The sequence below is a fragment of the Rhodococcus shunpengi genome (assembly GCF_048381395.1).
Lineage (GTDB): Bacteria > Actinomycetota > Actinomycetes > Mycobacteriales > Mycobacteriaceae > Rhodococcus.
The window spans coordinates 107,949-133,476 of sequence record NZ_JBLWIU010000015.1; the positions used below are offsets into that span (position 1 = coordinate 107,949).

Annotated in this window: 19 protein-coding genes and 1 pseudogene; 8 read left to right on the plus strand and 12 right to left on the minus strand. The window is 63.7% G+C overall.

Features of this window, described 5'->3' with window-relative positions; all coding sequences use genetic code 11:
* Window positions 1–14: 14 nt before the first annotated feature.
* The 4 genes from ACNJ7K_RS11025 to ACNJ7K_RS11040 are packed head-to-tail and all read left to right on the plus strand — an operon-like array spanning window position 15 to window position 4,211.
* Window positions 15–1,265, plus strand: a complete 1,251-nt coding sequence (locus tag ACNJ7K_RS11025) for an acyl-CoA dehydrogenase family protein (RefSeq protein WP_088898918.1) — start codon at window positions 15–17, stop codon at window positions 1,263–1,265.
* The gene (gene selD / locus ACNJ7K_RS11030; RefSeq protein ID WP_088898919.1) at window positions 1,262–2,338 is read left to right on the plus strand and encodes a selenide, water dikinase SelD; all 1,077 of its coding nucleotides are present in this window, start codon (window positions 1,262–1,264) and stop codon (window positions 2,336–2,338) included. Before ACNJ7K_RS11025 ends, selD begins: the two co-directional genes overlap by 4 nt.
* The gene (locus ACNJ7K_RS11035; RefSeq protein WP_006553299.1) at window positions 2,335–2,880 is read left to right on the plus strand and encodes an adenylyltransferase/cytidyltransferase family protein; all 546 of its coding nucleotides are present in this window, start codon (window positions 2,335–2,337) and stop codon (window positions 2,878–2,880) included. The genes selD and ACNJ7K_RS11035 overlap by 4 nt, the downstream gene beginning before the upstream one ends.
* Window positions 2,877–4,211, plus strand: coding sequence for a BPG-independent phosphoglycerate mutase family protein (locus ACNJ7K_RS11040; protein WP_225623862.1), 1,335 nt, complete (start codon window positions 2,877–2,879; stop codon window positions 4,209–4,211). Before ACNJ7K_RS11035 ends, ACNJ7K_RS11040 begins: the two co-directional genes overlap by 4 nt.
* 275 nt (window positions 4,212–4,486) lie before the next feature.
* Here the strand turns inward: ACNJ7K_RS11040 and ACNJ7K_RS11045 are convergent, their stop codons facing one another.
* From ACNJ7K_RS11045 to ACNJ7K_RS11065, 5 genes are all read right to left on the minus strand, one after another.
* Entirely contained in the window at window positions 4,487–4,846 is a 360-nt protein-coding gene (locus tag ACNJ7K_RS11045; protein WP_255312755.1) for a DUF5313 family protein, read from the minus strand.
* Between the two features lie 26 nt (window positions 4,847–4,872).
* A complete protein-coding gene (locus ACNJ7K_RS11050) occupies window positions 4,873–5,409 on the minus strand; it encodes a MarR family winged helix-turn-helix transcriptional regulator (protein WP_085470883.1) in 537 nt (178 codons plus the stop codon).
* A 446-nt stretch (window positions 5,410–5,855) separates the two neighbouring features.
* Entirely contained in the window at window positions 5,856–6,470 is a 615-nt protein-coding gene (locus tag ACNJ7K_RS11055) for an acyl-CoA-like ligand-binding transcription factor (protein ID WP_088898923.1), read from the minus strand.
* Between the two features lie 925 nt (window positions 6,471–7,395).
* Window positions 7,396–8,484 (minus strand): helix-turn-helix domain-containing protein, encoded by a 1,089-nt coding sequence (locus tag ACNJ7K_RS11060; RefSeq protein WP_088898924.1) that lies wholly within the window; start codon window positions 8,482–8,484, stop codon window positions 7,396–7,398.
* A gap of 14 nt (window positions 8,485–8,498) precedes the next feature.
* Window positions 8,499–9,464, minus strand: a complete 966-nt coding sequence (locus tag ACNJ7K_RS11065; RefSeq protein ID WP_172415008.1) for an alpha/beta hydrolase — start codon at window positions 9,462–9,464, stop codon at window positions 8,499–8,501.
* 179 nt (window positions 9,465–9,643) lie between these two features.
* Here ACNJ7K_RS11065 and acmB point away from each other — a divergent pair, with 179 nt between their 5' ends.
* Window positions 9,644–10,825 (plus strand): methyl acetate hydrolase AcmB, encoded by a 1,182-nt coding sequence (gene acmB / locus ACNJ7K_RS11070; protein WP_088898925.1) that lies wholly within the window; start codon window positions 9,644–9,646, stop codon window positions 10,823–10,825.
* A 699-nt stretch (window positions 10,826–11,524) separates the two neighbouring features.
* Here the strand turns inward: acmB and ACNJ7K_RS11075 are convergent.
* The 3 genes from ACNJ7K_RS11075 to ACNJ7K_RS11085 form a co-directional block, all read right to left on the minus strand.
* Window positions 11,525–13,252 carry a sigma-54-dependent Fis family transcriptional regulator gene (locus tag ACNJ7K_RS11075; protein ID WP_225623860.1) on the minus strand — a complete coding sequence of 576 codons (1,728 nt, stop codon included), beginning with the start codon at window positions 13,250–13,252 and terminating at the stop codon, window positions 11,525–11,527.
* Between the two features lie 464 nt (window positions 13,253–13,716).
* Window positions 13,717–14,778, minus strand: coding sequence for an alpha/beta fold hydrolase (locus ACNJ7K_RS11080; protein ID WP_088898927.1), 1,062 nt, complete (start codon window positions 14,776–14,778; stop codon window positions 13,717–13,719).
* Window positions 14,779–14,898: 120 nt separating this feature from the next.
* Complete coding sequence (locus ACNJ7K_RS11085; RefSeq protein WP_487041693.1) at window positions 14,899–16,497, minus strand: flavin-containing monooxygenase; 1,599 nt, start codon at window positions 16,495–16,497, stop codon at window positions 14,899–14,901.
* Window positions 16,498–17,723: 1,226 nt separating this feature from the next.
* Here ACNJ7K_RS11085 and ACNJ7K_RS11090 point away from each other — a divergent pair.
* Window positions 17,724–18,656: an MHYT domain-containing protein gene (locus ACNJ7K_RS11090; RefSeq protein WP_225623859.1), complete on the plus strand. Its 933-nt coding sequence runs from the start codon at window positions 17,724–17,726 to the stop codon at window positions 18,654–18,656.
* A 111-nt stretch (window positions 18,657–18,767) separates the two neighbouring features.
* Here the strand turns inward: ACNJ7K_RS11090 and ACNJ7K_RS11095 are convergent, their stop codons facing one another.
* The 3 genes from ACNJ7K_RS11095 to ACNJ7K_RS11105 form a co-directional block, all read right to left on the minus strand.
* Window positions 18,768–20,213, minus strand: coding sequence for an NAD-dependent succinate-semialdehyde dehydrogenase (locus tag ACNJ7K_RS11095; protein WP_487041694.1), 1,446 nt, complete (start codon window positions 20,211–20,213; stop codon window positions 18,768–18,770).
* A 135-nt stretch (window positions 20,214–20,348) separates the two neighbouring features.
* Window positions 20,349–21,218, minus strand: a complete 870-nt coding sequence (locus ACNJ7K_RS11100; protein ID WP_088898931.1) for an alpha/beta fold hydrolase — start codon at window positions 21,216–21,218, stop codon at window positions 20,349–20,351.
* A 34-nt stretch (window positions 21,219–21,252) separates the two neighbouring features.
* A complete protein-coding gene (locus ACNJ7K_RS11105) occupies window positions 21,253–21,660 on the minus strand; it encodes a hypothetical protein (RefSeq protein ID WP_088898932.1) in 408 nt (135 codons plus the stop codon).
* On the opposite strand from ACNJ7K_RS11105, the gene ACNJ7K_RS11110 reads away from it, so the two are divergent.
* Window positions 21,659–22,846, plus strand: coding sequence for a LysR family transcriptional regulator (locus ACNJ7K_RS11110; protein ID WP_301179096.1), 1,188 nt, complete (start codon window positions 21,659–21,661; stop codon window positions 22,844–22,846). The genes ACNJ7K_RS11105 and ACNJ7K_RS11110 overlap by 2 nt on opposite strands.
* Window positions 22,847–23,147: 301 nt before the next feature.
* On the plus strand, window positions 23,148–24,167 hold the full coding sequence (locus ACNJ7K_RS11115; RefSeq protein ID WP_487041695.1) for a nucleoside hydrolase: 1,020 nt from the start codon (window positions 23,148–23,150) through the stop codon (window positions 24,165–24,167).
* A gap of 262 nt (window positions 24,168–24,429) precedes the next feature.
* Here ACNJ7K_RS11115 and ACNJ7K_RS11120 read toward each other — a convergent pair.
* Window positions 24,430–25,523: pseudogene (locus ACNJ7K_RS11120) on the minus strand (hypothetical protein).
* Between the last annotated feature and the right edge of the window lie 5 nt (window positions 25,524–25,528).

A 25,528-nucleotide genomic window follows, 5' to 3' on the forward strand; every position in this document is an offset into this window, starting at 1 on the left:
AGAATCGAGAGACGATGACCGAACACTCCATGTCGATCGCTCCTACAGCTCGGGTGCAGGAGTACACCGACCGTTTTCGCCGGTTCCTCGACGAGGACGTCCGTCCACTCGAAGAGGAACTCGCGAAGCACAACGTCGGCACTGCCGGACAACCGAAGCTCGACAGTGAAGGCCGAATGCACCCGATCGTGTGGGAGGCTCGCCGTGAGGTGCAACGGCGCGCCGGCGCCCTGAACCTGTACGCCCCACACATCAGTGCCGAACTCGGAGGCGGTGGATTCAACCGCGTGGAGATGCACCACGTCGAGGAATTCGTCTACCGCCATTCCGGTCTCGGGCTCGGTTTGGCCGCCCTTGCATGGACAGAGGGCCCGAACCCCGCGAGCGAGCACATGTCGGAAGCGATGCGGGAGCGGTATCTCACGCCGTTGATCAAAGGTCAGATCACTGCTGCGTTCGCCAACACCGAACCCAATGTCGGCACTGATGTCCTGGGTATGGAGACCTGGGCGAAACAAGACGGCAGCGACTGGATCATCAACGGCCGCAAAGCATGGATCACCAATTCCCATTTCGCCGACGTATACCAGGTCGTCGCCGTCACCGAACCCGGCGCCGGAACCCGGTCGCTGACGATGTTCCTCGTCGATGCCGACGCCCCCGGTCTCGAGCGCGGCCCCGACCTGCCGACCATGATGGACGACGGACTCACCGGCGAACTCGAATTCCGTGATGTGCGGGTGCCTGCGGAGAACATCGTCCGTGAGGTGGGCGACGGCTTCGCCCTGGCCATGTCCTGGATCAACTGGCGGCGATTGTGCCGCGGTGGCATGTGTTCCGGATGGGGCCAATGGCTCATCACACGAGCGATCTCCCGATCGCAGGAACGCAAATCCGGTGGCCGCCCCATCGGTGATCTGCAATCGATCCAGCACCTGATCGCCCGCATGGCTCTCGAGTTCTACCAAGCACGCTCGACCTCCCTGGTCGCACAAGCCGAACTCGACCAGTGGGGCGCGTTCGAGATCCCACTGCACAAGGAAGCGCCGCGCCTGATCAGCCTTCTCAAGATCATCAATGACGAGGCGTTCTACCGCCTGGCCGACAGTGCAATCCAGGTCCACGGCGCCAACGGTTTGCTGCGTGGCTCCCCGGAAGAAAAACTCTTCCGAGTGGCCCGCAACCTGCGGATCCCCGCCGGCACCTCCGAAGTGCAGCTCAACGCCATCGCCCGTGGCCTACTCCGCGAAGCAGCAGTGTCATGACCACCACGATGCGCCGCCTGACCGAGTATTCCCATGGCGGAGGATGCGCCTGCAAACTCCCACAGTCGATGCTCGACGACGTAGTCACCATGATGCGACAGGCCGGAGTTCCCCAGTCGGACGAGTCCGGATTGCTGATCGGACTCGACACCCCTGACGACGCTGCCGTCTACGCCATCGACGACACGAAGGCATGGATCGTCACCACCGACTTCCTCACTCCCCTCGTCGATGACCCCCGCGACTGGGGCCGGATCGCCGCCACCAATGCCCTGTCCGATGTGTACGCGATGGGCGGCCGCCCCCTGATCGCCCTCAACATCCTTGCCTGGCCCACCGACCTCGGCGCGGACATGTTGAACAAGGTTCTCCACGGCGGCGCGGATGCTGTCTCTGCCGCCGGCGCTCTGGTCGTCGGCGGCCACAGCATCACCGACCCCATCCCCAAATACGGCCTCGTCGCGATCGGTGAGGTCGAGCGCGACAAGATCCTCACCAAAGGTGGCGCTCGCCCCGGCGATCTACTGGTGCTGACCAAACCCATCGGGGTCGGCATCATCAGTACCGCAATCAAACGTGGTCAAGCCCCGCAGAACTCACGTACCGCTGCAGTCGCGAGCATGACCAGGTTGAACTACTCGGCCAGCCGGATCGCCAGTGAGGCCGGGCTGAAAGGAGCGACCGACATCACCGGCTACGGATTGATCGGCCACCTGCACGAGATGGCGGCCGCGGCCGGCCTCGGAGCTCGCATCGACATCGACCGAGTTCCTCTTCTGCCCGGAGTGACGGCTCTGATCGCCGACGGCTGTGCTCCCGACGGAAGCCGCAGGACATTGGTCAATGCACTGCGGAAAGGGTGGTTCGAGCCTTCTTCGCTCCCGCAGGAGCAGCAGCTCCTATTGGCCGACGCCCAAACCTCCGGGGGGCTGCTTCTGGCCGTTCCACCCCACGATGCCGTCTCGGTCGTTGCCGCTCTGCGCGCCGGCGGTGATGCCCATGCCTGCGTGATCGGTGAATTCGTCGACGACGGCCGTCCCGGCGTCGTCACTGCTGAAACGAGCACACGATGACCGAATTCGGTTGTGTCACCGGCCGATTCCAGCCTGTGCACAATCAGCACATGGAACTGTTCGAGATCGCCCTGAACGAGTGCGATCACCTGGTGGTGGCGATCACCAACCCGGATCCGAGCGCACACCACGAAGAAGCAAGTTCGGCGCACCGACACACCCGGGCGGCCAATCCGTTCACCTACTTCGAGCGGGCCCGCCTGCTCGACGCTGCCCTGACCGACCACGTCCGGGCCGGACGAGTGACCATCGTGCCGTTCGACCTGACCCAACCGCAGCTCTGGCCGCAGTATGTACCCCACTCGGCACGGCATTTCGTGCGGGTTTTCAGCGACTGGGAACACGACAAAGCCAGATGGCTCGCGCAGGCCGGCTACGCGGTAACCGTCGTCGACGGCGACCCGGTAACCAAGCTGAACGCGACCGACATCCGCCAGGCGATGCTGGCCGGTGACGACAGCTGGCGACACCACGTGCCCGCAGCCACCGTGGCGTTGCTCAGCGAGCTCATCGCCACGAGCGTGCTGGAGGAACAGCCATGAGGATGCCCGGCTACGGCGAAACCCAGCCCCGCCTCGACGACGATCGGATGCCCGTCATCCTGGTCACTCTCGACGGGCTCGGGGACCGACCCGTCCCGGAGTTGTCGGGCCGGACCCCCGCTGAGGCGGCACGCACCCCCGTCCTCGACCGATTGACCGCCCGCGGGAGCAGCGGGTGGCACATACCGTTCGGATGGGGACGCGCCCCCGCCTCCGAACTGGCCCATTGGGCCATGTTCGGATACTCCGACATACCGTTTCCCGGACGTGCCGTCCTCGAAGGAGTCGGCGCGGGCATCGACCTACCGCTCGACGCCGCGACCACTTTTGCCGCACTACGCACGTCCTGCGTCCAGAACGGACAGGTATGGATCACCGGGCGCGTAGGTAAGGACGACGCTGCCGACGCCGATCGATTATTCGAGGAACTGGCACCGCTGTTCGACAAGGCCGACGCGCAGCTTCATCCGGTCGGTCGAGGGGAAGCGGTGCTCGTCCTCCCGCACCACACCCGCGGCGACGTCACCGACTCGGACCCCTTCTTCGAAGACTTCCACCCTTGGTTGCAGGTCACATCGGCCGGTCCGGAGGCGACAGATCTGGCCGAACGCCTCAACGAACTGCTGCTGACCGCCCGGCGTCATCTCCTCACGAGTCCGGTCAACGCAGTACGCGCCGCCGACGGACGCCCCGCTCTCGACGTCATGACCACCAAATGGTCGGGCAGCCGGCGACCCGTGCCGGATTTCCTCACCCACGCCGGCGTGGCAGGAGCTGCCGTCACCAGCACCCGCCTCTATCGGGGCATCGCTGGGCTCCTCGGGATGCGGCACCATCACCTGCCTCCCGCCACCGATCACGGTGTGGATATGACCACACGTATCGAGGCGGCCGAGCACTTGATCGACGAGGGTGCACGCTTCGTCCACATCCACACCAAGGCCACCGACGAGGCCGGGCACACCAAACAGCCACGCGCCAAGCTGGACGTACTCGAAGCGCTCGACCCGGCGTTCGAACGCTTCGAGTCCTTGTCGGAGCGCGCCATTGTCGCGATCACCGGCGATCACGCCACTCCCTCGGCCGACGGCGTCCTGCACACCGCCGACCCCACCCCGCTCCTCGTCGTCGGACCCACCGTGCGGCCCGACGCAGTCACTCGATTCGGGGAATCGTTCGCGCACCGCGGCTGGTACGGAACCGTCGCTGCCCGCGACCTGCTTCCCCTGTTGTTCGGTCACGCGAATCGGCCGGTGTTCCTCGGCCACCGAGCAACTCCGCGACAGACCCTCGCGTTGCCTGATAGCCCTGCCGCGATGCCGGCGGGCTGACCTTCCTTTCCCGGTCTGCGCAGCACCGCTACGCCGAACGACGACTGTCGCCGCCATGTGCACCACTCACTCACCGGTTACACGAGGACGCCCCTCGTGCACCGTGTGCGGTACCGAAATCGGCCGTAGACCGTGCGGTCGTGCCTCGATGCCGGGGCATCCCACCACCGCCGCAAGAGCCGGGCAGGGGCCCTGCCGCCCGGCAATCCGCCAACGTGGGTGAGATAGGCGCCGGTCCGCAACCCTGACTCCGCGTTCAGAGCTGCCCGTACTGTCTAGGCTGCGCGACCGAACCGGCGTTCGTAATCCTCGCGTTCACGCGAGGCGCGCGCCTGTGCCTTCGCACTGAGCAGATCCGGATCGAGACCGTGTTGCTGGAGTCGATGACGTTGCCAGATGCTCATCAACGCCACAGAAAAGTACATCCAGGGCAAGAGCAGCAACATCATCATCGAGACGGGAATCCATACCGGTCCCGGGATCAGCAGGAACAACAGCAGCAGCGGGATGACCGGCACATTCCACCGAAGAAGATATCGGCGCACGCCACCCGGCCCCAGGATGTCGTTACGGACCCAGTCCTGCATCTGCGGAGGCAAGGGGCGGCCAACCACATAGGCCAGGCGCTGAATCACGGTAGGTCGTGTGCGAAGTGGGGTCGTCACAGCGTTCCCTTCGTTGTATCCGGTGGCTCGGATGGATCTCGGGACGGACGTCGATCCGAACTGGTTGTTGCATGTGCTGCAGCATCATTGAGACGGGTCAGTGCCCGATGCAGCTCCTGGAGCTCCGCGGGCGAGACACCGAGCTTCTCGACTACGGCGACCGGGACTTTCTCGGCTTCGTTCCGCAGGGCGCGACCTCGGGCAGTGAGATCGACGACCAGTTGACGTTCGTCTACACGACTGCGCGAACGAGTGATCAGCTGCGAGGCTTCGAGGCGCTTCAACAAAGGTGAGAGCGTGGGCGAGTCCAGCGCCAACGCTTCGCCGATCGCCTTGACCGACATCGGAGCTTTCCCCCACAGCGCCAACATCACCAGGTATTGCGGGTGAGTGAGCCCCAGCGGCTCGAGGATGGGCCGGTAGACAGCCAGGACGGCCCGGTTGGCAACGGCAAGCGCGAAGCAGACCTGTCGGTCCAACGCCAAGAGGTCGTCGTTCCCCAGCCCGATCGAAGCGAGGTCACCTGTGGTCACAGGACGAGCGTACTGGAATCGATCGTGCACGAACAAATCGTGTGCGAGGAATTTTCGAGATGTGCATCACCGGCACGGCCTGCGATGCAGTTCGACATCCGAACAAGTGCGACTCGCACCTGCGCACCCACTCCGATCGCTCGAAGTGTCGCGAATACCGAACCCAGTGGCGCCACGCGCTTCACCGGCCAGATACTTCACCAGTTCCCCATCGGGCCGAGCGGCGACGAACTCTGCCCGGGCCGGCGGTTCGGCACGATGCAGCGCCTCACGATCGACGGCCGGCATTCCGGACGGCAACGGGCCGGGAAACGGTGAGTCCCGTCCGCGGGCAAACCACCACCACCGGCGGTGCATCGATCCGGTACATCGACGGTGCGCACGTCACTGGCCCTCGGGCACATCTCGCACGTAGGTTCCGCCACTGCGCAGGAGGCCGATGCGCCTTACTTACAAGGTTGTTCGTCGATCCACTTCTGCAGGCTGTGCCCCAGCGAAGCCAACGACCTATCGAGTATGGTCAACACCTCACTGGGGGATGCGGGAGACCTCACTCCCTCGCGCAGGACGGCGAGCACCACGGACTGCACCGCACCCCCGACAGCAGCCGGCACCACCGCCGCCGGACGCGTACCGACACGGGACGCAACGAACGTCGAGACGACCTCGGACCACACCAACCACCGTTGCGCACCCTCGGCCTGGAGTTCCGGTGAGGCGTCGAGGATCCGAATCTGGGCGGTCCAGACGCCCTCGTCGTCGAGTCGGGCCGCTACCGTATCGATCACCCCGGCCCGGATCGCTTCCATGACCGGCACCTCATCGCCGACCGTGTCGAAGGCGCTCTGCAGATCGCGGGTGCTTTCCTCGAAAGGAAACCACACGAGTGCCGCTTTGCTGGAGAAGTACCGGAAGAAGGTGGTCTTGCTGATCCCTGCGGCCGCAACGATGTCCATGATCGATGTCTCCGCATAGCCCCGTTCGAGAAACAACTCGAACGCGGCGGCCTCGACCTGCGCACGAGACGACACCTGTGGACGTCCACGTCTGCCGGTAGCCATCGCGTTCCCCCCTTTTTCCGACCCGAGACTTGATTTTGGGTACCCGGTACCGTAAAGATAGGCGACGCGCGAAGCGACCGACAACATGATCTTGCGACACCCACCACGACCCGTCACCCCCTGTCGGCGGACCGTGGATCCCGGTCGGTGAACCGACCCCGTCCCGGATGCCCTGCCTGTCCCCCCTCCTCCAACGGGCAGGGCATCCGGGCCCTCCATACCGTGCGGCGCAGGGCGGGGCTGTGTGCCATCCGTTCGGTCGATGAGCTCGCCATGTCCCGCCGGTGCCGTTCGCCGGTATTTACCTGCGGGACAGTCGGTATGCCGATCGCTCTCACCGTCCAATCCCGCCCCCTTATCGGAATCCTCTTTACGTTCACCTGCGAACATGGACGGTACCGCTCATGCAGAAGAGATTCGGACATCCGATCGGAGGGTGCACCATCGATGTCGGCTGCTCGTTCGGTTCCGTGGCATGATCGACTTGATTTTCGGAACCGAGTAGCATAATTATGGTTGAACAATCGACTACCGCTGCTGTCGTCCGAGCCGATCCGCCCGGACGATCAACTCCGGCACGTAGATGGCAGGTCCGACCACGATCGGCAGACCCGTTCTCCCGACGGGACGCCCCGGCTCCACCGGACGACCCACGACCAAGGAAGACCGTTTTCTGATGATTTCCAGCCTCGTAATCCAGCCTCTGGCTCGCGCAATCGCAGTCGTGCTGATCGTCGCCGATACCGCCCTCGCCACCCGAGTGCCGGCCCTACCCGACTGGGATGAAGACGGCTCCGCCGCCCGGAGCTGACGTCGCAGGGACATCACCCGCACAACGATGTGCCACTTCCGGCGATCACCGACACGCCAACGCGCCGAACCGGCACAGAGATGACCGAGACCACATCGTGAAGCGTTGACGGCCTCATACCGTCGCGTGACGAGCAGGACCGAGCACGGCGACATTGCCGGGTGCCGCAGCCGCCGGCAGGTCGAGGACCGTCGACGTACGCAAGCGATGCAGCAGGAACGCTGCCCCGAGCCGGCTGCGCCCGAATCCCTCGAACGGGTTGAAACCGAGTGTCGCAGTGATGGTATCGATCCTGCTCTGAAGCGTGCTGTGGTGGATGTTGAGCAGTCGCGCCGCTTCCCGAACGGACTGCGCAGCGACGACGGCATCGATCGTCTCCATCCCCCAGGCGTAGTGTGCGATGGCCTCGACACGGTCGGCGTCGCTGTGCGGAGCGTGCTCATCGGCGTCGGCAAGCAGTTCGATCAGACCCCCGTAGGAGTCGGCAACAACCTGGGGTTCCTTCGGGGCTCGGCACAGGCGCAGAGCGACCATCGCGGTCCGGAACGACCGATCCAACGAGTCCGGCGGCGTGGCTGTTCCGATACCGCACGGCGAAGCGCCGAACGGCGGGTACCGCTCCGGCACAACGATGGCGTGGACCGGACCGAACGGGGTGGCAATCACGTCCTCCGGACCGGCGGGATGATTGCGCCACACCGCGAACAGCGGGGCCACCACGAGGCGATACATGCCCGTTGCCGACAAGCCGAGCGCGCTCGCCGCGGTCAACCGCTCGTCGGGAGTGCTCTCGCGACCGGTGAGTATGCCGAGGTGGCGGCGATTGTCGATCTCCCGGGCTCCACGCCCGTTCCGGATCCGCACGGCCAGTGCCAAGCGCTCGAGGATGAGTGCGTCGTTCGGCCCAGCAGCACCGTCGCGTTCGAGCCAGACGTCGATGCCGTCCTCCGACGCCACGTGCAGATTCGAAGGATCTGTCGGCGATTCGCCCTGCACTGCTTCTCCTTTCGGAGTGACTCGTAGAGTCCGCGGCGGGACGCTCTGCCGGAACCCTGCAGTACAACCGGCCAGCGCGGCAGCGGTTGCCAGCAGGGCACGGGTGTTGACGTTGCCGACGATCAACTCGTCGAAGCACGCGATGACACGCAGACCCAAACTGGCGCTGGGATCGAGGCGGGCGATCCGTCCGAGTAGCTCTTGCATGTTCGTTCCTGCCCTCAGTCCGCAAGGATTTTCTCGACCCAGGTGTTGCGGGTCCGGATCATGGACCGGCCCACGCTGGTGTGCGGGGCGAAAATGTCGCACGCGTGAAAGGCGCCGGACCATACGTGCAACTCGGCATCGCCACCGGCTTGCCAGATCCTGTTGGCATAGTCGATCGCCTCGTCCCGGAAGATCTCGGCCGCACCGACGTCGATGAAGGCCGGCGGCAATCCGCGCAGATTCTGCGCGCGGGCCGGGGCTGCATACGGCGAGACAAGGTCGGTGCCCCGCTGCTCACCCAGCAGGGCGGTCCAGCCGGTTTCGTTGCTGATCCGGTCCCACACACCGATACCGTCGAACTGCTCGATCGAAGCGGTCATGCACCGGTCGTCGAGCATCGGATAGTCGAGCACCTGCCCACACAACCGGGGACCACCGCGGTCCCGCGCAGCCAGCGCGAGACCGGCTGCCAGTCCGCCACCGGAGCTGGCACCGGCGACCAGGATCCGGTCCGCCCGCACGTCCAGATCGGTGACATGCGCAGCCAACCACTCCAGGGCGGCATACATGTCCTCACGCGGGTAGGGGTCGGGATACTCAGGGGCCAAACGATAATCGACCGTGACAAGAACCGCCCCCAGTTCGGTCACCCAGTCCAGCACCAGGTCCAGGCCGCTGAACATGTCTCCGAACATCAATCCTCCGGAGTGCGCGTACAGCACCGCAGGACGGGGCCCGCTGAAGTCCCGGGAACGAAGCACCGCAGCGTTGACGGCAGCGCCATCACCCCCGGGGAAGGTCACGTCGTTCACCGCGATCCGCCGGCGGTCGAATTCCTCGTCCATCGGAGGGGACGCATAGGACGTACGCATGAACTCGATCAGGTCCGCAGTGATGGTCGGAGGGAACATACCGCCTACCACAGCCAATCCCGCCTTGAGTTCGGCATCGAATGGTGGATGGGGCACGGCTCGGGCCATCGTCACGTCACCTCCTCGAAGACTCGGATCGAGAATACGGCGACCGCTCGACCGAGGGACCCGCCATTCGGCGGGGAAACAGAGCGAAACTGCGCCGCCGCGTCGGTTGAGACACCCATCACACGTTCATGAAACTTGGAGCAGCGTCACTGTCGACCGAACGAGAGGAACAACCTCCCATGTCCGATACCCAGCGCGTCGTCGACTCAGCCCGCGAAGTCATCCACACCACGGTGAACAGCGGTGCCGTGCCCGGAGTAGTAGCGGGCATGACGAACGACCAGGAAACCCTGTTCATCGAGTCCGCCGGGGTGCGGTCTGTCGACAACGATCAACCGATGACCGATGACACCGTCTTCAGCATCTTCTCGACCACCAAAGCCCTCACCGGCACCGTGGCGCTGCAACTCGTGGAATCCGGTGATCTCGACCTGGATTCCCCGGCCGAGGAGTACGCGCCCGCGATCGGCGAACTCCAGGTCATCGAGGGCTTCGACTCGAACGGTGAGCCGCTGCTGCGAGCACCGAAGACCGACATCACGACCCGCCAACTACTGCTGCACACCGCCGGCTTCGGATACGACTTCTTCAACGAGACGTACAACCGCCTCGCCGAGAACCACGGTCAGCCCAGCATCGTCACCGCCACCAAGGACGCGCTCAAGACACCGCTGCTGTTCGATCCCGGCACCCAGTGGGAGTACGGCTCGAATATCGACTGGGCAGGCCAGGTGATCGAAGGCATCGTCGGCACCCGCCTCGGCGAGGCGCTGAAGACACGAGTCCTCGACCCACTCGGCATGACATCGACGTCCTTCACTCCGTCCGACGACATGCGTGCGCGTCTGGCGACCATGCACCAGCGCACCGACGACGGGCTCCAGGCCACCGATTTCGTCATCCCCACCCCGCCCGAGGTCGACATGGGTGGGCACGGACTGTTCTCCACCGTCGGTGACTATCTCGCCTTCATCCGGATGTGGCTCAACGACGGCAAGGCAGACGACGGCACCGTCATCCTCCGCCCCGACACCGTCGAGTGGGCGACCAGGAACGACCTCGGCGACCTGACCGTGAAGATGCTTCCGGGTGTCATCGGGTCGCTGTCGAACGACGCCGAGTTCTTCCCTGGCCAGCGCAAGGGCTGGTGCTACACGTTCATGACCAACGAAACCGAAGCACCCACGGGCCGTCCCGCAGGCTCTCTCGCCTGGGCAGGCCTGGCCAACCTCTACTACTGGATCGACCGGCACAACAAGATCGGAGGCTACTGGGCGACGCAGATCTTCCCGTTCGCCGACCCCGGCTCACTCGGTGGTTACCTCGACATGGAGACCGCCGTCTATCGAGCCCTTTCCTGACCCGGTTCCATCCCAAGCCGCGGCACCGGACATCGACCTCGATCCGTTGACCGCTCGCGTAACCGGCGCGCTCGCCGAACAGCCACACGACGACATCAACGAGATCGGGTGAAATCCCCCACCCGACGCACGGAAACCACACCGCTGCGGGTGTCGAAACACCCGCAGCGGTGTGGTGTTGCCACGCCGTTCGAGGTCTGGGTGCAACAGGTCGAGCGCGAACACCATCTCCCACGGGCTTGCCGCGAGGGCGATCGGTTTCCCGAGGTCGCCCGGAGACGAACCATCCTGCACCCTGATACTCGGCCATGAGTCCGGTCGGGCTGTGCTGCATACCGATCGCGAGAGAGCAGCCCACCTGCCCTGGAAGCGCGCGCCACCGCCACGCTTGCCCAGGGCGTAGGCAGCTCGACACCACAAACAGATACAACAACGACATCGTGTGTGTTCAACTGTGCCCCGGCACCGCGGTCGGCCTCCGGCATGATCGACCACCACGCGATCGTGCGTGAATTCAATGGTCAGGACTACACATTCAGTCACACCTCCCCGGGCAGACTGAACTACCCGAGCACCTGCGATCAGACCTGGTGCGCCGGAAACCTGCTCTCCGGCATGAAATCAACTGCACCTTCCGACAGTCACCGCTACCGGACGCAAGGCCATAGGACGACTCTCGGATCACCGCATTCTGCGCGATCACACGTGGATGCCGAACGTGTCGATCTTGCGGTAGAGAGACGACCTCGCGATCCCCAGTAACTTCGCGGCGGCGACGCGATTGCCACCGCTGTCCCGTAACGCAGCCACTATGGCATCGCGCTCGACTCTTTCCATTGCCGTCATCGTCCGGCGAGGCGCGGAGCTGAGCGCTGAAGGCAGATCAGCTACTGCGATCGTTCCCGCGGGCTTGGCGCGAAGTACGTGATTGAGAGTGTCGACCAGTTCACGGACGTTGCCGGGCCAATGGTACTTCTTCAGGGTTCGCATCGTGTCGTCGCTGAAAGCGGTTTCGCGGTGAGGTGCAAGGTGCATTCGGATGATGTCCGGGATGTCATCGGGGTGATGACGCAATGCGGGGACCTCGACGGTGGCGATGAAATGCTCGGCGAGAGCAGAATTCTGAAGTGCGTCCCCATCAGTGGATGTGGTCGCGACGATCCACCGAGCGGGGTATCGGTGCTGGTCGGCGGATATGAGGTCGGCAAAGAGCTCATCGGTGCTCGCGTCGAGTCGGTCGATGCGACGAAGGACGATCGTGGTCGCTGCGGAGTCGAGCGCAGTGCGCAATTCCTCGTGAGCGGACTTTCCAGCAGAGCAATCCACGACGACAATCGGGGCCTGCGGATTCTTGTACAGGTGCATGCCCCGAACGAGAGTGAGTTTGCCGCTTCCGGGTTCACCTTTGAGGATCACGTTGGCATCTGTCGCGGCGAGGGACGTCAACTCCCCTCGACACCGGTTCCATTGGAGCGAAGACCCCGCCACCCCCGGAAACACGGGAACCGTGCGCCGGGGTTGCACGGTCTTCGTGGGACACGATGTCGCCTCGACTTCGAGGACGATGCCGGCGATGTCGCCGCCATGTTCGACGAGGGTGCGCTTGACGGTGATGCTACCTCCGGACGGAAGGCGCAGGTCGAACTGGGCAACTCGTGACGGATCGAGCATCGACTGTGCTTCCTCGCGGAGAAAAGCCTCGTCGATCGGGTCGAGAAGGCGCGAGCCGATCTCGTTCGACATGAAAACACCGCAACTGAGTGAGTACACCGCCGTCTGCCGGCGCCGACAGGCTACGAGGAACTCGCCGAGCACGAGCTGTTGCTTGATCGATCCCGTGGCGCGAAGAGCCGACTCGATATCACGAGCCGCTCCAAGGGCGAGCTGGCGCATCAACGGGTTCGATGTGTGGGTCAAGCCTGTGATGTCGATCAGTCCTTCGACACGACCGGTGGTGGGGTTGTGAATGGGCGCGCCGGCACAGGTGAAGTACTGGATCGATTCGTGATAGTGCTGAGCGCCGTCGACGTAGACGGCCATCCCGGTCTCGAGGGCTGTGCCCACTCCATTGGTACCGACGAGCTCTTCGGCGTAGGTGAACCCGGGAGCGAAGTACACCTTGTCCAGCTTCGCGGCGAGGACGGGATCATTGTCCCGCCGGACCAGCACACGCGCATGCTCGTCACTCAACGCGACACTGAGGGACATGTCGGACAGGTCGTCATGGAGCCGATCGAGGATCGGCAGGGCGCATTGCACCAGTCGTCGGCGAAGGTCGAGGTCTTCGACGTACTGCAGCTGTGGAAGGTGCGAGCCGTCCGGGATGACACCCGCCTGACGTGAGCGTCGCCATGACTGTGCGATGAGGGGCGAGACGTCCTCGGAGGGGGAACCGGCGAGGTCATGGAGGTGCCGGGTGGTGGTCACACGGCGTCGGCGGTTGTCACTGTCCATCACATTTCCTTGCAGGTCGCAGTACTGTCATCCCCCTCAATGTGCCGCACATCACATTCGATGGATGTCCCAGAATAGGACATCAACCTGCCGTCTCCAACGGCAGTAACGGGGGCGGGTACGACCACCCCGCCGGCCGGAGGTCGGCACTCGCGGTCCGCACCGCGCCTACTCCCCGGACCACCGACTGCCGGGATCCGGGGTGCACACCACCATCAGGAGACTGACGTCAGGTCGTCGACGGCGACCGGATCACCGGGCTCGGCTTCACCCCCAGGGGAAGCCGAGCCCGTTCCATCACCTGCCCCGCCCTACGCATAGAGGTCGACATCGCCGGCAACCGCGCGAAAATCTCGGTGTTCTCTGCCGCCACGACCGCCGGCGGGCACACTCACTACCGTCCCGCCCACGTGGACCGTTGTCGTGGCGGCACCGCTTCAGACCTCGATCGCGAGAAGATCCGCAAGGTGGCGGTCGATCTGCGGCATGTAGGTCGGAGCGACAGCGAACAGACCCAGATGCCCGAGCACATCTTCGACCACGCGCAGTTCACTGCCCTTGATCAGTTCCTGCTCGGCAGCACAGTCGCGAACCGGGAACAACTGGTCTTCGTCGATGGGAATCACGAAGGTCTTGGCGGTGATCCGTCCGAGTGCAGCGGCCAGGTCTCCCCCGGTATGCCGGGAGACGTCACCACGTTGCCAGGCCCAGGATTGAGTGAGGAGTGCGTTGGGATCCATCGCCGTGAAGTAGGGCTCGAGGAATCCGGTCAGGAACGCGTCCAGGGAATCGAACTCCATTGCTCGCCATACTTCTTGCTTCCAGAACTCGGTCGAGAATCCGAGCACTCCCCAGATGTGAGCCTGCCTGGTGAGGCCGTCGACGACCTGCGTATGCGAGGTGTATTCGCCGCCGTTCCAGCCCGGATCCGACAGGATCGCTTCGCGCATGATCTCCGCGATCAGGAAATCACCGGGAGTGTTGCGTGCCGTACCGGCAATCGGTGCGGCGCGCAGAACCTTGTCGGGGAACCTCACCGCCCATTCGTAGGTCTGCTGAGCTCCCATGGAGCCTCCCGTCACCAACGCGAGGCGTTCGATACCGAAATGCTCCCGGAGCAGCCGCTCCTGGGCCACGACATTGTCCCCGATCCGAACACGAGGGAACTTCGACATGGCGATCTCTGCGTTGACGCCGGTGGCGTTGTGCGGAGACGTCGACAGACCGTTGCCGATCTGATCCACGCAGACGATGAAATACTTGTTCGGGTCGAGAGCATGGTCAGGACCGATGTATGCGTCACGCCAGATCTGATGGGTCCCCGAGTACCAGGTGGGGATGAGGATTGCGTTGTCCTTGGCTTCGTTCAGCGTTCCGAACGTTGCCACCGCGAGCCGGCAGTCCGGGATCGAGCCACCCTCCTCGAGGTCGAGGGCTCCGATGCCGATCAGGTCGTAATCACCGTGGAAGTCGTGCGTGTAGTACGGGTTGTCGATCATCGAGATCGTCCTCCTGAGCTATGAGAAAGCGGTAGCAGCGCGTGCTCACCCAATGGACATGCACCTACGCCGCCGTGAGACGAGCAGTGGTCGACCGCAGGGGTCGGATATCCGAGAAGGTCAGCTCAGCTGGAATCCCTTGTAGCCGGACGCGGCGGCCGCAAGAGTGAGTTCTCGGTAGGTGCCGACCCCACCGGTGTAGGACAGCACGCGGCGAGGTTTTCCGGGAACGTTCGCGCCGTTGTACCAGGAATTGGTCTTCGAGATCAGCGTGGCATTCGCGGTTTCGTCGTGGTGGGCGACCCATTCATCCTCACCCTCGACGGTCGGTTCGATGACGGTGTACCCGTGCTCACGCATGTGCCGGATGCACTCGGTGATCCATTCCGTCTGTTGCTGCAGACAGGTGGTCATGTTGCACAGTGCTGCAGAGGGGGCGAGCGGGGCGCCGGTGGTCAGCATGTTGGGATAGCCGTGCACCATCAGGCCCATCGTCGTGCGGATGTCACGCGCCCAGTCGCTCGCGAGCGATCGATCCTCACGTCCACGGATATCGATTCGTGTCAGCGCGCCGGATCCCGCATCGAATCCCGTGGCCAGGATGATGACGTCGACTTCGTGCAGCGTGCCGTCCTCCAACAGGATCCCTTCCGGGACGATGCGGCTGATCGGATTGCTGCGCACCCCCACTGCTTCGACATTCGGACGGTGGTAGACCTCGAGATAGTTGGTTTCCAGCGGTACCCGGTGTGTACCGAAGCCGTAGTCGGTCGGAATCAACAGTTCACACAGCTTCGGATCCTTCAGTCGCGCACGCATCTTCTCTCGCACGAACTCGGACACCTGCTCACTGACCTCGTCATCGGAGAACACCTCCGCGAAAGAAGCGAGCCAGAGCTTGAGTGAACCGTTGTCATAGATCTCTTCGAGCCTTTCCCGCCGTTGCTCGGGAGTCAGGTCGACCCATGCATGCTCGAAGTCGTACTCGAAGCCACTGAACGTATGCGGCAACGTCGCGCGAAGTTCCTCGAAGCGCTCCTTGTACGCGGCAACATCCCGGTCGTCGTAGGACGGATTCTTCATCGGCAGGGCGTACTGCGGTGTACGGATGAACACCTTCAGATGTTCGACCTTCTCGGCGATGGTCTGGATGACCTGAATCCCGGTGGCGCCGACACCGATCACTGCGACCCTCTTGCCCGCGACATCGGCGCCTTCCTTCGGCCATCGAGAGGTGTGGAAGATCGGGCCGGCGAAGCTTTCCTGGCCCTCGAACACCGACGACATCGGTGCCGACAGCATGCCGGCGCAGGTGATCAGGAACTGGGTGGCAATCGTGTCCCCGCGATCGGTGCGTACGATCCATCGCTTCGACTCCTCGACGTAATGCGCGCTGGTGATCGTCGTCGAGAATTGGATGTCGCGACGCAGATCGAGACTGTCGGTCACATAATGCAACCACTGCTCGATTTCGGGTTGGCCGGGGAAACGCTGACTCCAGCTCCAGTTCTTGTACAGCTCATCGGAAAACAGGTACTGGTAGATGTAGGCCTCCGAATCGAATCGAGCACCCGGATAACGATTCCAGTACCAGGTGCCGCCGACGTCGGAGGCGGTATCGAAGGCGCGCACCCGCAACCCCAGCTCGCGAAGCTGATGCAGCTGATACAAACCGGCGACTCCCGCACCGATGATCAACGCATCCAACTCGAGTGACACCTCGGTATCAGCAAGTCCGACCGCAGAGGAAGAGTGAGGCGACATGTCCTAGCCTTTCTGTAGTGCAGGTCACGTGAAAGCCATCATCATGATGTGCGCCTCACATGGCTGTCCCATCTTCGGACACTTCCCGGCTTCGCTGGCATGGATATCACCGAGTCCGGCGCCTCTCGCATCGCCAGCACCCCAGCAGAACCGATCTACGACTCGGGGATGTTTTCGACGACGCGGTGGACAACCTTCGGCACAGAGTCCTGTAGTACATACGAAATATGCTGTCGTGCAATGATTCCTACGACCAGTCCAGTTCCGGGCCCATCTTGCCACATGCTCGACACCGCCGCGATCGCGATCTCGATTCGGGTCGCTGCCGCACCGATATGAGCACACAGTCGGCGATCCGACACATTCCGGCCTTCCAACCGCGACCGTTGGATGCCACAGAATCCGAACCGTGTTCCGGTAGCTGCAATTCGAATTGACATCGACTGATCCCTTGCGGCCGGGATCCGCCACGAAGACGGGACGAATCACAGCCTCCCGACGACCCGAACGAAGGGGACATTCGACGAAACATGGACACCAGACCGACCGGGCCTGTTCAAAATACGCATGATCTTGCAGAAAACGAATAATCTGCACGAGCACCGCCTGATCTTCTCGCCGGCGATCTTCTGCTGACGAGGAGAGCCGACGGGGCACGACACTTCCGGCGCAGGGGGCCGGAGTCGTCGACTGCCCCGTCGGCGGTCAGGCGACCGGCCGCGCCACCGGTCGCGATCGAACTCAACGCGATGACGGAAGGAAACGAGCGGGAATCCGACACCGACGGACAGCGTGGCGTCCGCCACCGCCACGGCCGGCGTCCGCCGAAGGAGAGGCCAATCGTTTTTGCTACGGCCTCAGCCTTAATCCGTACATGGACGCAGACTCGTCCATACATCGTGCAGCCGACGAACTCGACCTTTGACTGCCTGAGGGAGATCGGGCATACAGCCCTTCACGGTGCACCACGTCGAGTCGGCAACCATTCAGCGAAGGAACCGCCGCGACCGAGGAGGCGAGGCTGTCCGGGTCGCCCCGTTGCGTTGGTCTGGTTTGAAACATAAGTCGCGTTAGGTACGCTGCTGTCGCTGCTCGGGGGGCCGAGATCGCAGTCCTGCCCGGACGGTTCGGCACGCGACCGCCGGCGCAGGTGCTTGAGCGTGCCTTGGTAAGGAACACTGATGTCACACGAAATGCACCATTTCGATCTGGGACTGTGGGTGCTCTTTCTCGCCTACGGCACCTCGATCGCCGGGTCCTTCGTCGGCCTGTCCTGCGCTCGCCGAGCCGCTACCACCCCACTCGGTCCGACGCGCTGGCGCTGGTTGGTGATGGCAGCCCTGTCCATCGGCGGTGTCGGGATCTGGATGACCCACTTCATCGCCATGATGGGCTTCGCGGTGCCCGGCACCATCATCCGCTACGACCCGATGCTGACGATCCTCTCGGCGGTCATCGCTATCAGCGCGACCCTGTTCGGGCTGTGGCTGGTCGATCTACGGGCCTTGGCCGGGCGTCCGATCCTGGACAGGTCGGCGTTACTGATCGGCGGCGCCGTGATGGGCGTCGCGGTGAGCCTGATGCACTACTGCGGCATGGCCGCTATCCGCATTCGCGGCGAACTGTCCCACGACCCGGTACTCGTCGCCGCCTCGGTGGCTATCGGGATCGGGGCATCCATCGCCGCGTTGTGGTTGGTACGAACGGCATTCATCCGAGCCACCCGTCTGCTCGGCGCGCTGGTGATGGGTTGTGCAGTGGCGGCATTGCACTACACCGGCATGGCTGGAGTTCACGCGTCCTTGGACCCGACGGCCACCATGCCGGAGGGCGCGACGCTCCTCGATTTGATGCTTCCGGCATACATTTTCGGCACGATCATACTGGCCACGCCGCTCGTCGCATTGGTGCTCGCTCGCCAGAGTGCCGACACCGAGGTCGACGAAGCGATCGCCACGTGGAGCGCGGAGATCAATGATGCTGTCCCCTACCCCGGTGACCGGGGGCAGGAGGCCACAGCTGAACTCGACACTCGTCGGGACGTTCCGCGTCGACCTGCCGATCCCCTTCGCAAGGGTGATGTGCAGGTAGTGCCACACAAACGAGTGCGGTAACCACCTCTCTGGTGAAGGACCCACCGTTCGGCGGGTCCTTCACCAGCCCCCGGCGCACGAGTGTTTGTTGAGGGCAGGGGCATTCGCCGGTCTGGATGCTGCCACTGGTGATCAGTGTGCGATGTACTTGGTGGCGAGATACTCGTCGATACCTTCGACCGATCCTTCGCGGCCGAAGCCGGACTCCTTCACCCCTCCGAAGGGTGCGGCCGCGTCGGCGATGATGCCTCGGTTGATTCCGACCATGCCGGTCTCGAGTGCGTTGGCGACTCGGGACGCTCGGTCGAGATTCTGGGTGTAGAAGTACGCAGCGAGGCCGTATTCGGTGTTGTTCGCCGCCGCGATCGCTTCGTCCTCCGTATCGAAGGTGGTGATCGCGGCTACCGGGCCGAAAATCTCCTCACGCAGCAGACGCGCGTCGGGACTCACACCGTCGAGAACGGTCGGGGAATAGAACGTTCCCGGCCCGTCAGGACGGCCACCGCCGATGCGGATACGTGCACCCTTCGCGACGGCGTCTTCGACCAGAGCATCGACGGTGGCGCACTGCTTCGCGGTGATCAGCGGTCCGATATCGGTTCCTGCTTCGAGACCGTGTCCGGTGCGCAAGGCACCGATGCGTGCGGTGAACTTCTCGCTGAACTCTTCTGCGACGCTACATGCGACGTGGAATCGGTTGGCTGCTGTACATGCTTGGCCGCCGTTGCGGAATTTTGCAGCCATCGCGCCGTCGACCGCTGCATCGACATCAGCGTCATCGAACACGAGGAAGGGGGCATTGCCTCCGAGTTCCATCGACATCCGCAGGAGCCGATCCGCTGATTGACGAACCAGCAGCTTGCCGACACCGGTGGATCCGGTAAACGTGATCTTACGCAGATCAGCACTGTCGATCAGTGGTGCGGTCAGCGCTGCAGCATCGGAGGTCGGCAGAATCGACAGCACACCCTCGGGCAGACCCGCATCGGCGAAAATCTGACCGACCAGCAGCATCGTCAAAGGCGTTTCGGCCGCTGGTTTGACGATGATCGAACATCCGGCCGCCAGTGCTGGACCGATCTTGCGCGTGGCCATGGCCAGCGGAAAGTTCCAGGGGGTGATGGCCAGTACCGGCCCGACCGGTTCTCTGGTGACGACGATGGTGCCGGTTCCCGACGGGGACGGCGAGATTCGCCCGCTGATTCGGTTCGCTTCCTCGGCAAACCAGTGCAGGAATGATGCGCCGTATTCGATCTCCGCATACGCCTCGTGGAGCGGTTTACCCATCTCGAGAGTGATGGTGCGCGCGAGGTCGTCTGCCCGTTGATGGATGAGTTCGAATGCGGTGCGCAGTATTTCGCCACGTCGACGCGAGGGGGTCCGCGCCCAGTCCCCTTGCACGGTAGTGGCGTGTTCGAGAGCTCGGCGTCCGTCCTCGGGCGCGGCGTCGGCAACATGCGCAATCACGGCACCGGTCGCGGGGTCCTCTACGGGGAAAGTGGTGCCGGTAGACGAATCGACGAGTTTTCCACCGATCCAGAGTTGGGTGGGGACGCCCGCGGGGAGAGTGTGGGTCATAGCTCCTGCCGAGTGTGTGAAGGTTCATCGCCACGCCCGGCCAGTCGGCATCCGAAGGGGGTGCCGAGGCCGATGCAGGTCGCTCGGGTGTGGCCACCCGCGTTCGGTGGCCACACCCGAGCGGGCGAGTGGGTACTAGCTGGTGGTGACGGACTTGCGTGCCTTGTCCTGGAGGATTTCGAGTGCCCGGATGAGGTATCCACGGAAGACCGTGTGGTTTTCGCTCATCGGGAAGTGGCCGATCTCCTTCATTTCGATGAACTCGGCGTTCGGGATCTGCCCCGCAGTGCGGGCGCTGTCCTCGGGGGTGGTGAGGTAGTCGTAGTCACCGGTCAGCATCACAACCGGGCACCGGTCACCGTCGATGTCCGCGAGCTTTCCGCGCAGGTCGTGATCGACCGAGTAGAAGTGCAGGTCACCGCGGAAGGACTCGGAACCCTGGCTGTAGTAGAACCAGGTCTTCCAGCGGTCCGCCTCGGGCGACTGCGGGGCCATGAGGTCCCACACGCCGCTCGCGCAGACCTGTGCCGCGTTGGCGTGGGGGTGCTGCCACCAGTCGAGGTAGAAGCCGGGCGAGTAGTCCGCACCCTCGACAGGGATGACGCCGGCGAAGCGGTCAGGGTGCCGAAGCGCAAGCTGCAGGGCGATGTTCCCGCCGAACGAGGAGCCCATGAAGATCGGGTTCTCGAGTTCGAGCGCGTCGCACAGCGCCACGATGAAATTGGCGAAGTGGTCCGCGGAAAGCTGGTATTCCTCGGTCCACCATTCGGTGTTCTCCGGCGGATCCGACTTGCCGTGCCGCGGCAGGTCGTAGGCGATGACACGGTAGTTGGCGGTGATCTCCTCGTCTTCGAGCAGACCGCGCCACTGGTGGTTGTGGCAGCCGGCGGTGTGCTGGCACACCAGCGGCTGGCCGGTGCCGTTCTCGAGGTAGAAGACCTTGTACAGCAGTCCGTCGACGTCGACGTCGACGTAGTGGCCGGTGACCGGGGAAATCTTGCTCATCAGTGTTCCTTACGGCTCAAAGGGGGTGGGAGGATCAGACCGGGACGCCGACGGTGCGCAGGAGTTCGATCTGGCGGGTGATGCACCGCAGGTTCTGCATCAGCACCAGGATGTCGCCTTCGAGCTTCATGTCGCGCTGGAAGCTCGCGGCCCAGATGCCGTGGTACATCGGGGCGGGCACCGGGACGCCGAAGTTACGCCAGGTGTCCGCGCTGGCACGCAGCGCGAACTGGTACGGCACATCCAGCGGACCGGGGTCGATCGCGATGTCCACCACGTTGCCGCGGCTCATCTGGATGACGAACGTGTGGTCGGTCATGTCGAGCAGGTACGAGCAGGTGAAGTACTTGCCGTGTGCCTGGATCTCGGGGTCGGTGTTGTTCGCCTCGGTGAACGAGGCAGCCCAGTCGGCCGTGTCGAGGGCACGCGTAGTGACGGTCATGTGGGATTCCTTCGATGAGGGAGACAGCGAGGCCGAGTGCGAGCACTCGCTCCGGTATGCCGACCCGAATCCGGAAAGTGCTGGCCTCCCGGATGCCGTGCCGGCCATGACAGCCATCACACCTCGTGTCCGCCGGGTGCGTCCAATACCTATCCGGCCCGGATCGATAGGCAATGACTACTGGTCTCTCGGGGTGGTGTTGTCTATCTTCGGAAACATGCAACCCCAGCTCGACCTGCGACTTCTGTCCTATTTCGTGGCAGTTGCCGAAGAGCTGCACTTCGGGCGCGCAGCCGCCCGTCTGCACATCGCTCAGCCCTCACTGAGCGTGCAGATCCGCAAACTCGAGCAGAACCTCGGCGCAGTGCTGCTGCTGCGCAGCAGCAGGCATGTCGAACTGACCCCTGCCGGCCAGATCCTGCTCGACGAAAGCCGCCGGTTGCTGGCGAACGCCGAACGAGCAGTCAACCTCACCCGCGAAGCCGCCCACGGCGTCAGTACCCGCAAGTTGGTCATCGGCTTCCAAGGCAACGCAGCTGCAGAGCTCACACCGCACATTCTCAGCACGTTCCAGTCGCTGCATCCGGGCATCCAGGTCCAGATGCACTCCTACGACTTCTCCGACCCGTATGTCGGGTTGGCCGACGGATCCTCCGATGTCGCCTTCGTCCGGCCCCCACTGTTGATGCAGGACTGGCTGGGCATGGAAACCCTGTTCGTCGAACCCCGCGTGATGGTCGTGTCCGCGAACCATCCGCTCGCCCAGTTGCCCGAGGTGAGCGTCCAACAGGTCACCAACGAGTTCTTCGTCGCACGCAAAGCCCCCGAGAACTGGCGAAACTACTGGCTGGCCACAGAATCGCGCCAAGGCGAACCGGTGCGGGTCGGCGCAGACGTCGCCACCGTCGACGAATGCTTCGAAGCGATCCTCGCCGAGCGCGGCGTGGCATTCTCACAAGCCTCGACGCAACGCTTCTACAGCAGACCGAGCCTGGCCTTCGTGCCGGTGACCGATATCCCGCCCACGGCGCTGTCCATCGCCTGGCGCACGGATGTCGCGTCCAAGCCCGTGCAGGATTTCATCGACACAGCCCGTGCTGTGGCCTCGCTCCACACCGTGCCCGGAGCATGGTCCACCCGGCCTCACAACTCCATCACCGAAGGTGCCCACCGCACGACAGGCTGACTTCTCCTGGCCCCTCGAATCAGCATTCTGATCACTGGTGCCTTCTTACCGAACTCATTGCTCAGCGTGCGAGACCTGACCCCCGCTATCTCACCGGTCTTCCCTTTCGATGCTCCTGCCGCCGGATACGCCGAGAGCAACGAGCCCGCGTCCTTCGACACCTGGCTCGTCTTGTTCTTCCATGCGTTGCCGCCGCGGGACCCCGTACACCGCTTCTGGGAGGGCATCATCCTCGATGATCCGGACCGAGGGTCACCGTGTCACAGAGAACGACAACAGCTTTCAAGATAGAATCGTTTCTATGGGAGAGAATTCAATCAGTGGGGACCCCGTCTTCTACGTCGATTGTGATCCGGGAATCGATGATGCGCTGGCGTTGATATACCTCATCAAATGCCACGCCGATCTGCGTGGCATCGGAGCAGTTGCCGGCAATGTCGCTGTGGACCAGGCCGCAGAGAACGCGCGTCGCTGGCTCGCGCTGACCGGCCGCCCCGATATCCCGGTCGCAGTAGGAAGACAGGAACCGATGACCGGGGAATTTTGGGGAGGTGCTCAATGGATCCACGGACCCAACGGGTTCGCCGGCCTGGACTTACCTCCGTCCCAAACGCCCACGGACCATATGGCCGCCGCAGAACGGCTGGTCGCAACGGCTCACGAGATCGGGTCCCGCCTTCACATCATCGCTCTCGGCCCACTGACGAACATCGCGGTCGCACTGGCGATCGACGAAACCCTCCCAGAAACTGCCGGTGCCATCACCATCATGGGCGGCGCTCACCTCGTTCCCGGCAATGTCTCCCCCCACGCCGAGGCCAACATCTTCGCCGACCCCGTGGCCGCATCGCAAGTGTTCTCTGCCCCCTGGCGGAATCTCACGCTGGTACCGCTCGACATCACGAACAATCACAGTCTTTCCCGAGCCGACGTGGACCTGCTGCAGACCGCATCCACCGATCCGGCAGTCCAACTCGCTGCAACGATGCTCGCCTACTATCTCGACCGACACCCGGAGTTCGACCACTCCAAATGCCTGTTGCACGACCCCCTTGCCGCAGCGATTGCCCTCGGTTCGGTCAGCTTGAACGAGTCCCCCTCGTGCACGATTTCGGTAGAAACCGACGGAGAGCATCGTGGCCGCACGCTCGTGACCTTCGACGAGGACGCCTCACCGGACACGTCGGCATCGCGGCACCGCATCGCCTTGTCCGCGACTGCCGATTTCGGCCCCCTTCTCATGAGCGCCCTGCTCCCGAATGCCCAGACACTTCGGGAGCCTGACGCACAGATCATCTCTTTGCCCAGTTGCCCACAATGAGCGCCGACCAGGTCACCGACAAGGCCCCCATTGCACGGACACCACCCGAAAACCGACGAAAGCATTGGCTGGTTCAGACGAATCACGACAACTCGGTCACCGATCACCCCACCACAGGCCGGCTCTCACCTACGACGTCGAGACTGCGTTCTTGTCACGACGGCCCCGTCTCACCGAACCCCGGTCAAGGTGCGAAACCTGACCACAACCATCTCGATTGATCCGTCTTTGATGTTCCCGCCACCGGATGCCCCGAGGACACCTACCCCGTCTCGTTCGACGCCTCGCTCATCTTCTCCATGCGTTGCCGTTGCCGGACCCCGTATGCCGCCTCTCGGACGGCGGCGTCGTCCTCGAGCCCCGACCCGAGCGCCCCACCGATGGTCGCAATGGACGTCAGCAACCAGGTGAGCGTCAGATAGTCGGAGAAGCTCACCCCGTGCCCGAGAACACGGGACAACAGTTCCGGGGAAGAGTCAAACTCGCAGTAGCCAACAGCAGACAAAACAGAGCCACGTGCAGCACGACGACACCGACGGTCAAGGTCACCACGGTCGCGGTGTTGTACAGCACCGAACGGTCACGCTCCTCCGGCGATTTCGGACGCTCCCACAGTTCATGGTCGAGGATCAGCCAGAGAATCATCGCCACGATCGACAGGACCGTCACCGCACTCATACGCCACGGTCCCATCGTGTCGGCGAACAACCAGATCGTATTGGTGGCCAAGGCGATCGCCCCCGTGGCGAACGCGCCCACGAGAACCTTCGACAGTCCGGTCACCAGCCGCCACGGCCGGTTGGCACGCACCATCCCCGACAACAACCGCAGTCGCCGCAGTCCCGAAGGCGCAAAATACCGGATGCCGTCCTCGATCTGCGTAGACGGAAACTGCCGCGCGGCCCCGGGCGTGAGTTCCGGCTCACCGAGTATGTGGGTGATCGCAAGTTCGGTGACCGTGCGAACGCGACGCTCGATGTCGAAACCACCCACTCCCGCGACCGAGACGAGCGCGAATTTGTGGTCGGCGCTGACGTCGGCCACCACAGGCAGGGTGTCATCGCGGCACGGCAGATCGGTGAGGTAGACGACGATGTCTTCGTGTTCGGAAGACGGATCGACCGTGTCGATGACCTCCGCGAACTCCGCTTGCTCGTCGGGAAGATACGGTTCGTTGCGCACACACATCGTCCACCGGCGCTCGACCCGAGCAGAGCTGCGCAGGCGTTCCGGCAGGTACTCCGCAATGCGTTCGGCCAGTGCCGCCGGCTCGCCCGGATCGGCGATCAACAACACCGAGACCTGCTCACCGCCGGCACCGGAACGCGATCCTTGCAGATGCTCGTTCGCCGACACCGTCT

What these genes read in the sequence shown, in the direction of transcription:
- ACNJ7K_RS11055 (WP_088898923.1), bottom strand. Translation starts at nt 6,470, where the DNA reads ATGGCTACCGGCAGACGTGGACGTCCACAGGTGTCGTCTCGTGCGCAG.
- ACNJ7K_RS11035 (WP_006553299.1), top strand. Translation starts at nt 2,335, where the DNA reads ATGACCGAATTCGGTTGTGTCACCGGCCGATTCCAGCCTGTGCACAAT.
- selD (WP_088898919.1), top strand. Translation starts at nt 1,262, where the DNA reads ATGACCACCACGATGCGCCGCCTGACCGAGTATTCCCATGGCGGAGGA.
- ACNJ7K_RS11105 (WP_088898932.1), bottom strand. Translation starts at nt 21,660, where the DNA reads ATGACCGTCACTACGCGTGCCCTCGACACGGCCGACTGGGCTGCCTCG.
- ACNJ7K_RS11040 (WP_225623862.1), top strand. Translation starts at nt 2,877, where the DNA reads ATGAGGATGCCCGGCTACGGCGAAACCCAGCCCCGCCTCGACGACGAT.
- ACNJ7K_RS11095 (WP_487041694.1), bottom strand. Translation starts at nt 20,213, where the DNA reads ATGACCCACACTCTCCCCGCGGGCGTCCCCACCCAACTCTGGATCGGT.
- ACNJ7K_RS11065 (WP_172415008.1), bottom strand. Translation starts at nt 9,464, where the DNA reads ATGGCCCGAGCCGTGCCCCATCCACCATTCGATGCCGAACTCAAGGCG.
- acmB (WP_088898925.1), top strand. Translation starts at nt 9,644, where the DNA reads ATGTCCGATACCCAGCGCGTCGTCGACTCAGCCCGCGAAGTCATCCAC.
- ACNJ7K_RS11090 (WP_225623859.1), top strand. Translation starts at nt 17,724, where the DNA reads ATGTCACACGAAATGCACCATTTCGATCTGGGACTGTGGGTGCTCTTT.
- ACNJ7K_RS11115 (WP_487041695.1), top strand. Translation starts at nt 23,148, where the DNA reads ATGGGAGAGAATTCAATCAGTGGGGACCCCGTCTTCTACGTCGATTGT.
- ACNJ7K_RS11110 (WP_301179096.1), top strand. Translation starts at nt 21,659, where the DNA reads ATGTGGGATTCCTTCGATGAGGGAGACAGCGAGGCCGAGTGCGAGCAC.
- ACNJ7K_RS11025 (WP_088898918.1), top strand. Translation starts at nt 15, where the DNA reads ATGACCGAACACTCCATGTCGATCGCTCCTACAGCTCGGGTGCAGGAG.
- ACNJ7K_RS11060 (WP_088898924.1), bottom strand. Translation starts at nt 8,484, where the DNA reads ATGCAAGAGCTACTCGGACGGATCGCCCGCCTCGATCCCAGCGCCAGT.
- ACNJ7K_RS11100 (WP_088898931.1), bottom strand. Translation starts at nt 21,218, where the DNA reads ATGAGCAAGATTTCCCCGGTCACCGGCCACTACGTCGACGTCGACGTC.
- ACNJ7K_RS11080 (WP_088898927.1), bottom strand. Translation starts at nt 14,778, where the DNA reads ATGATCGACAACCCGTACTACACGCACGACTTCCACGGTGATTACGAC.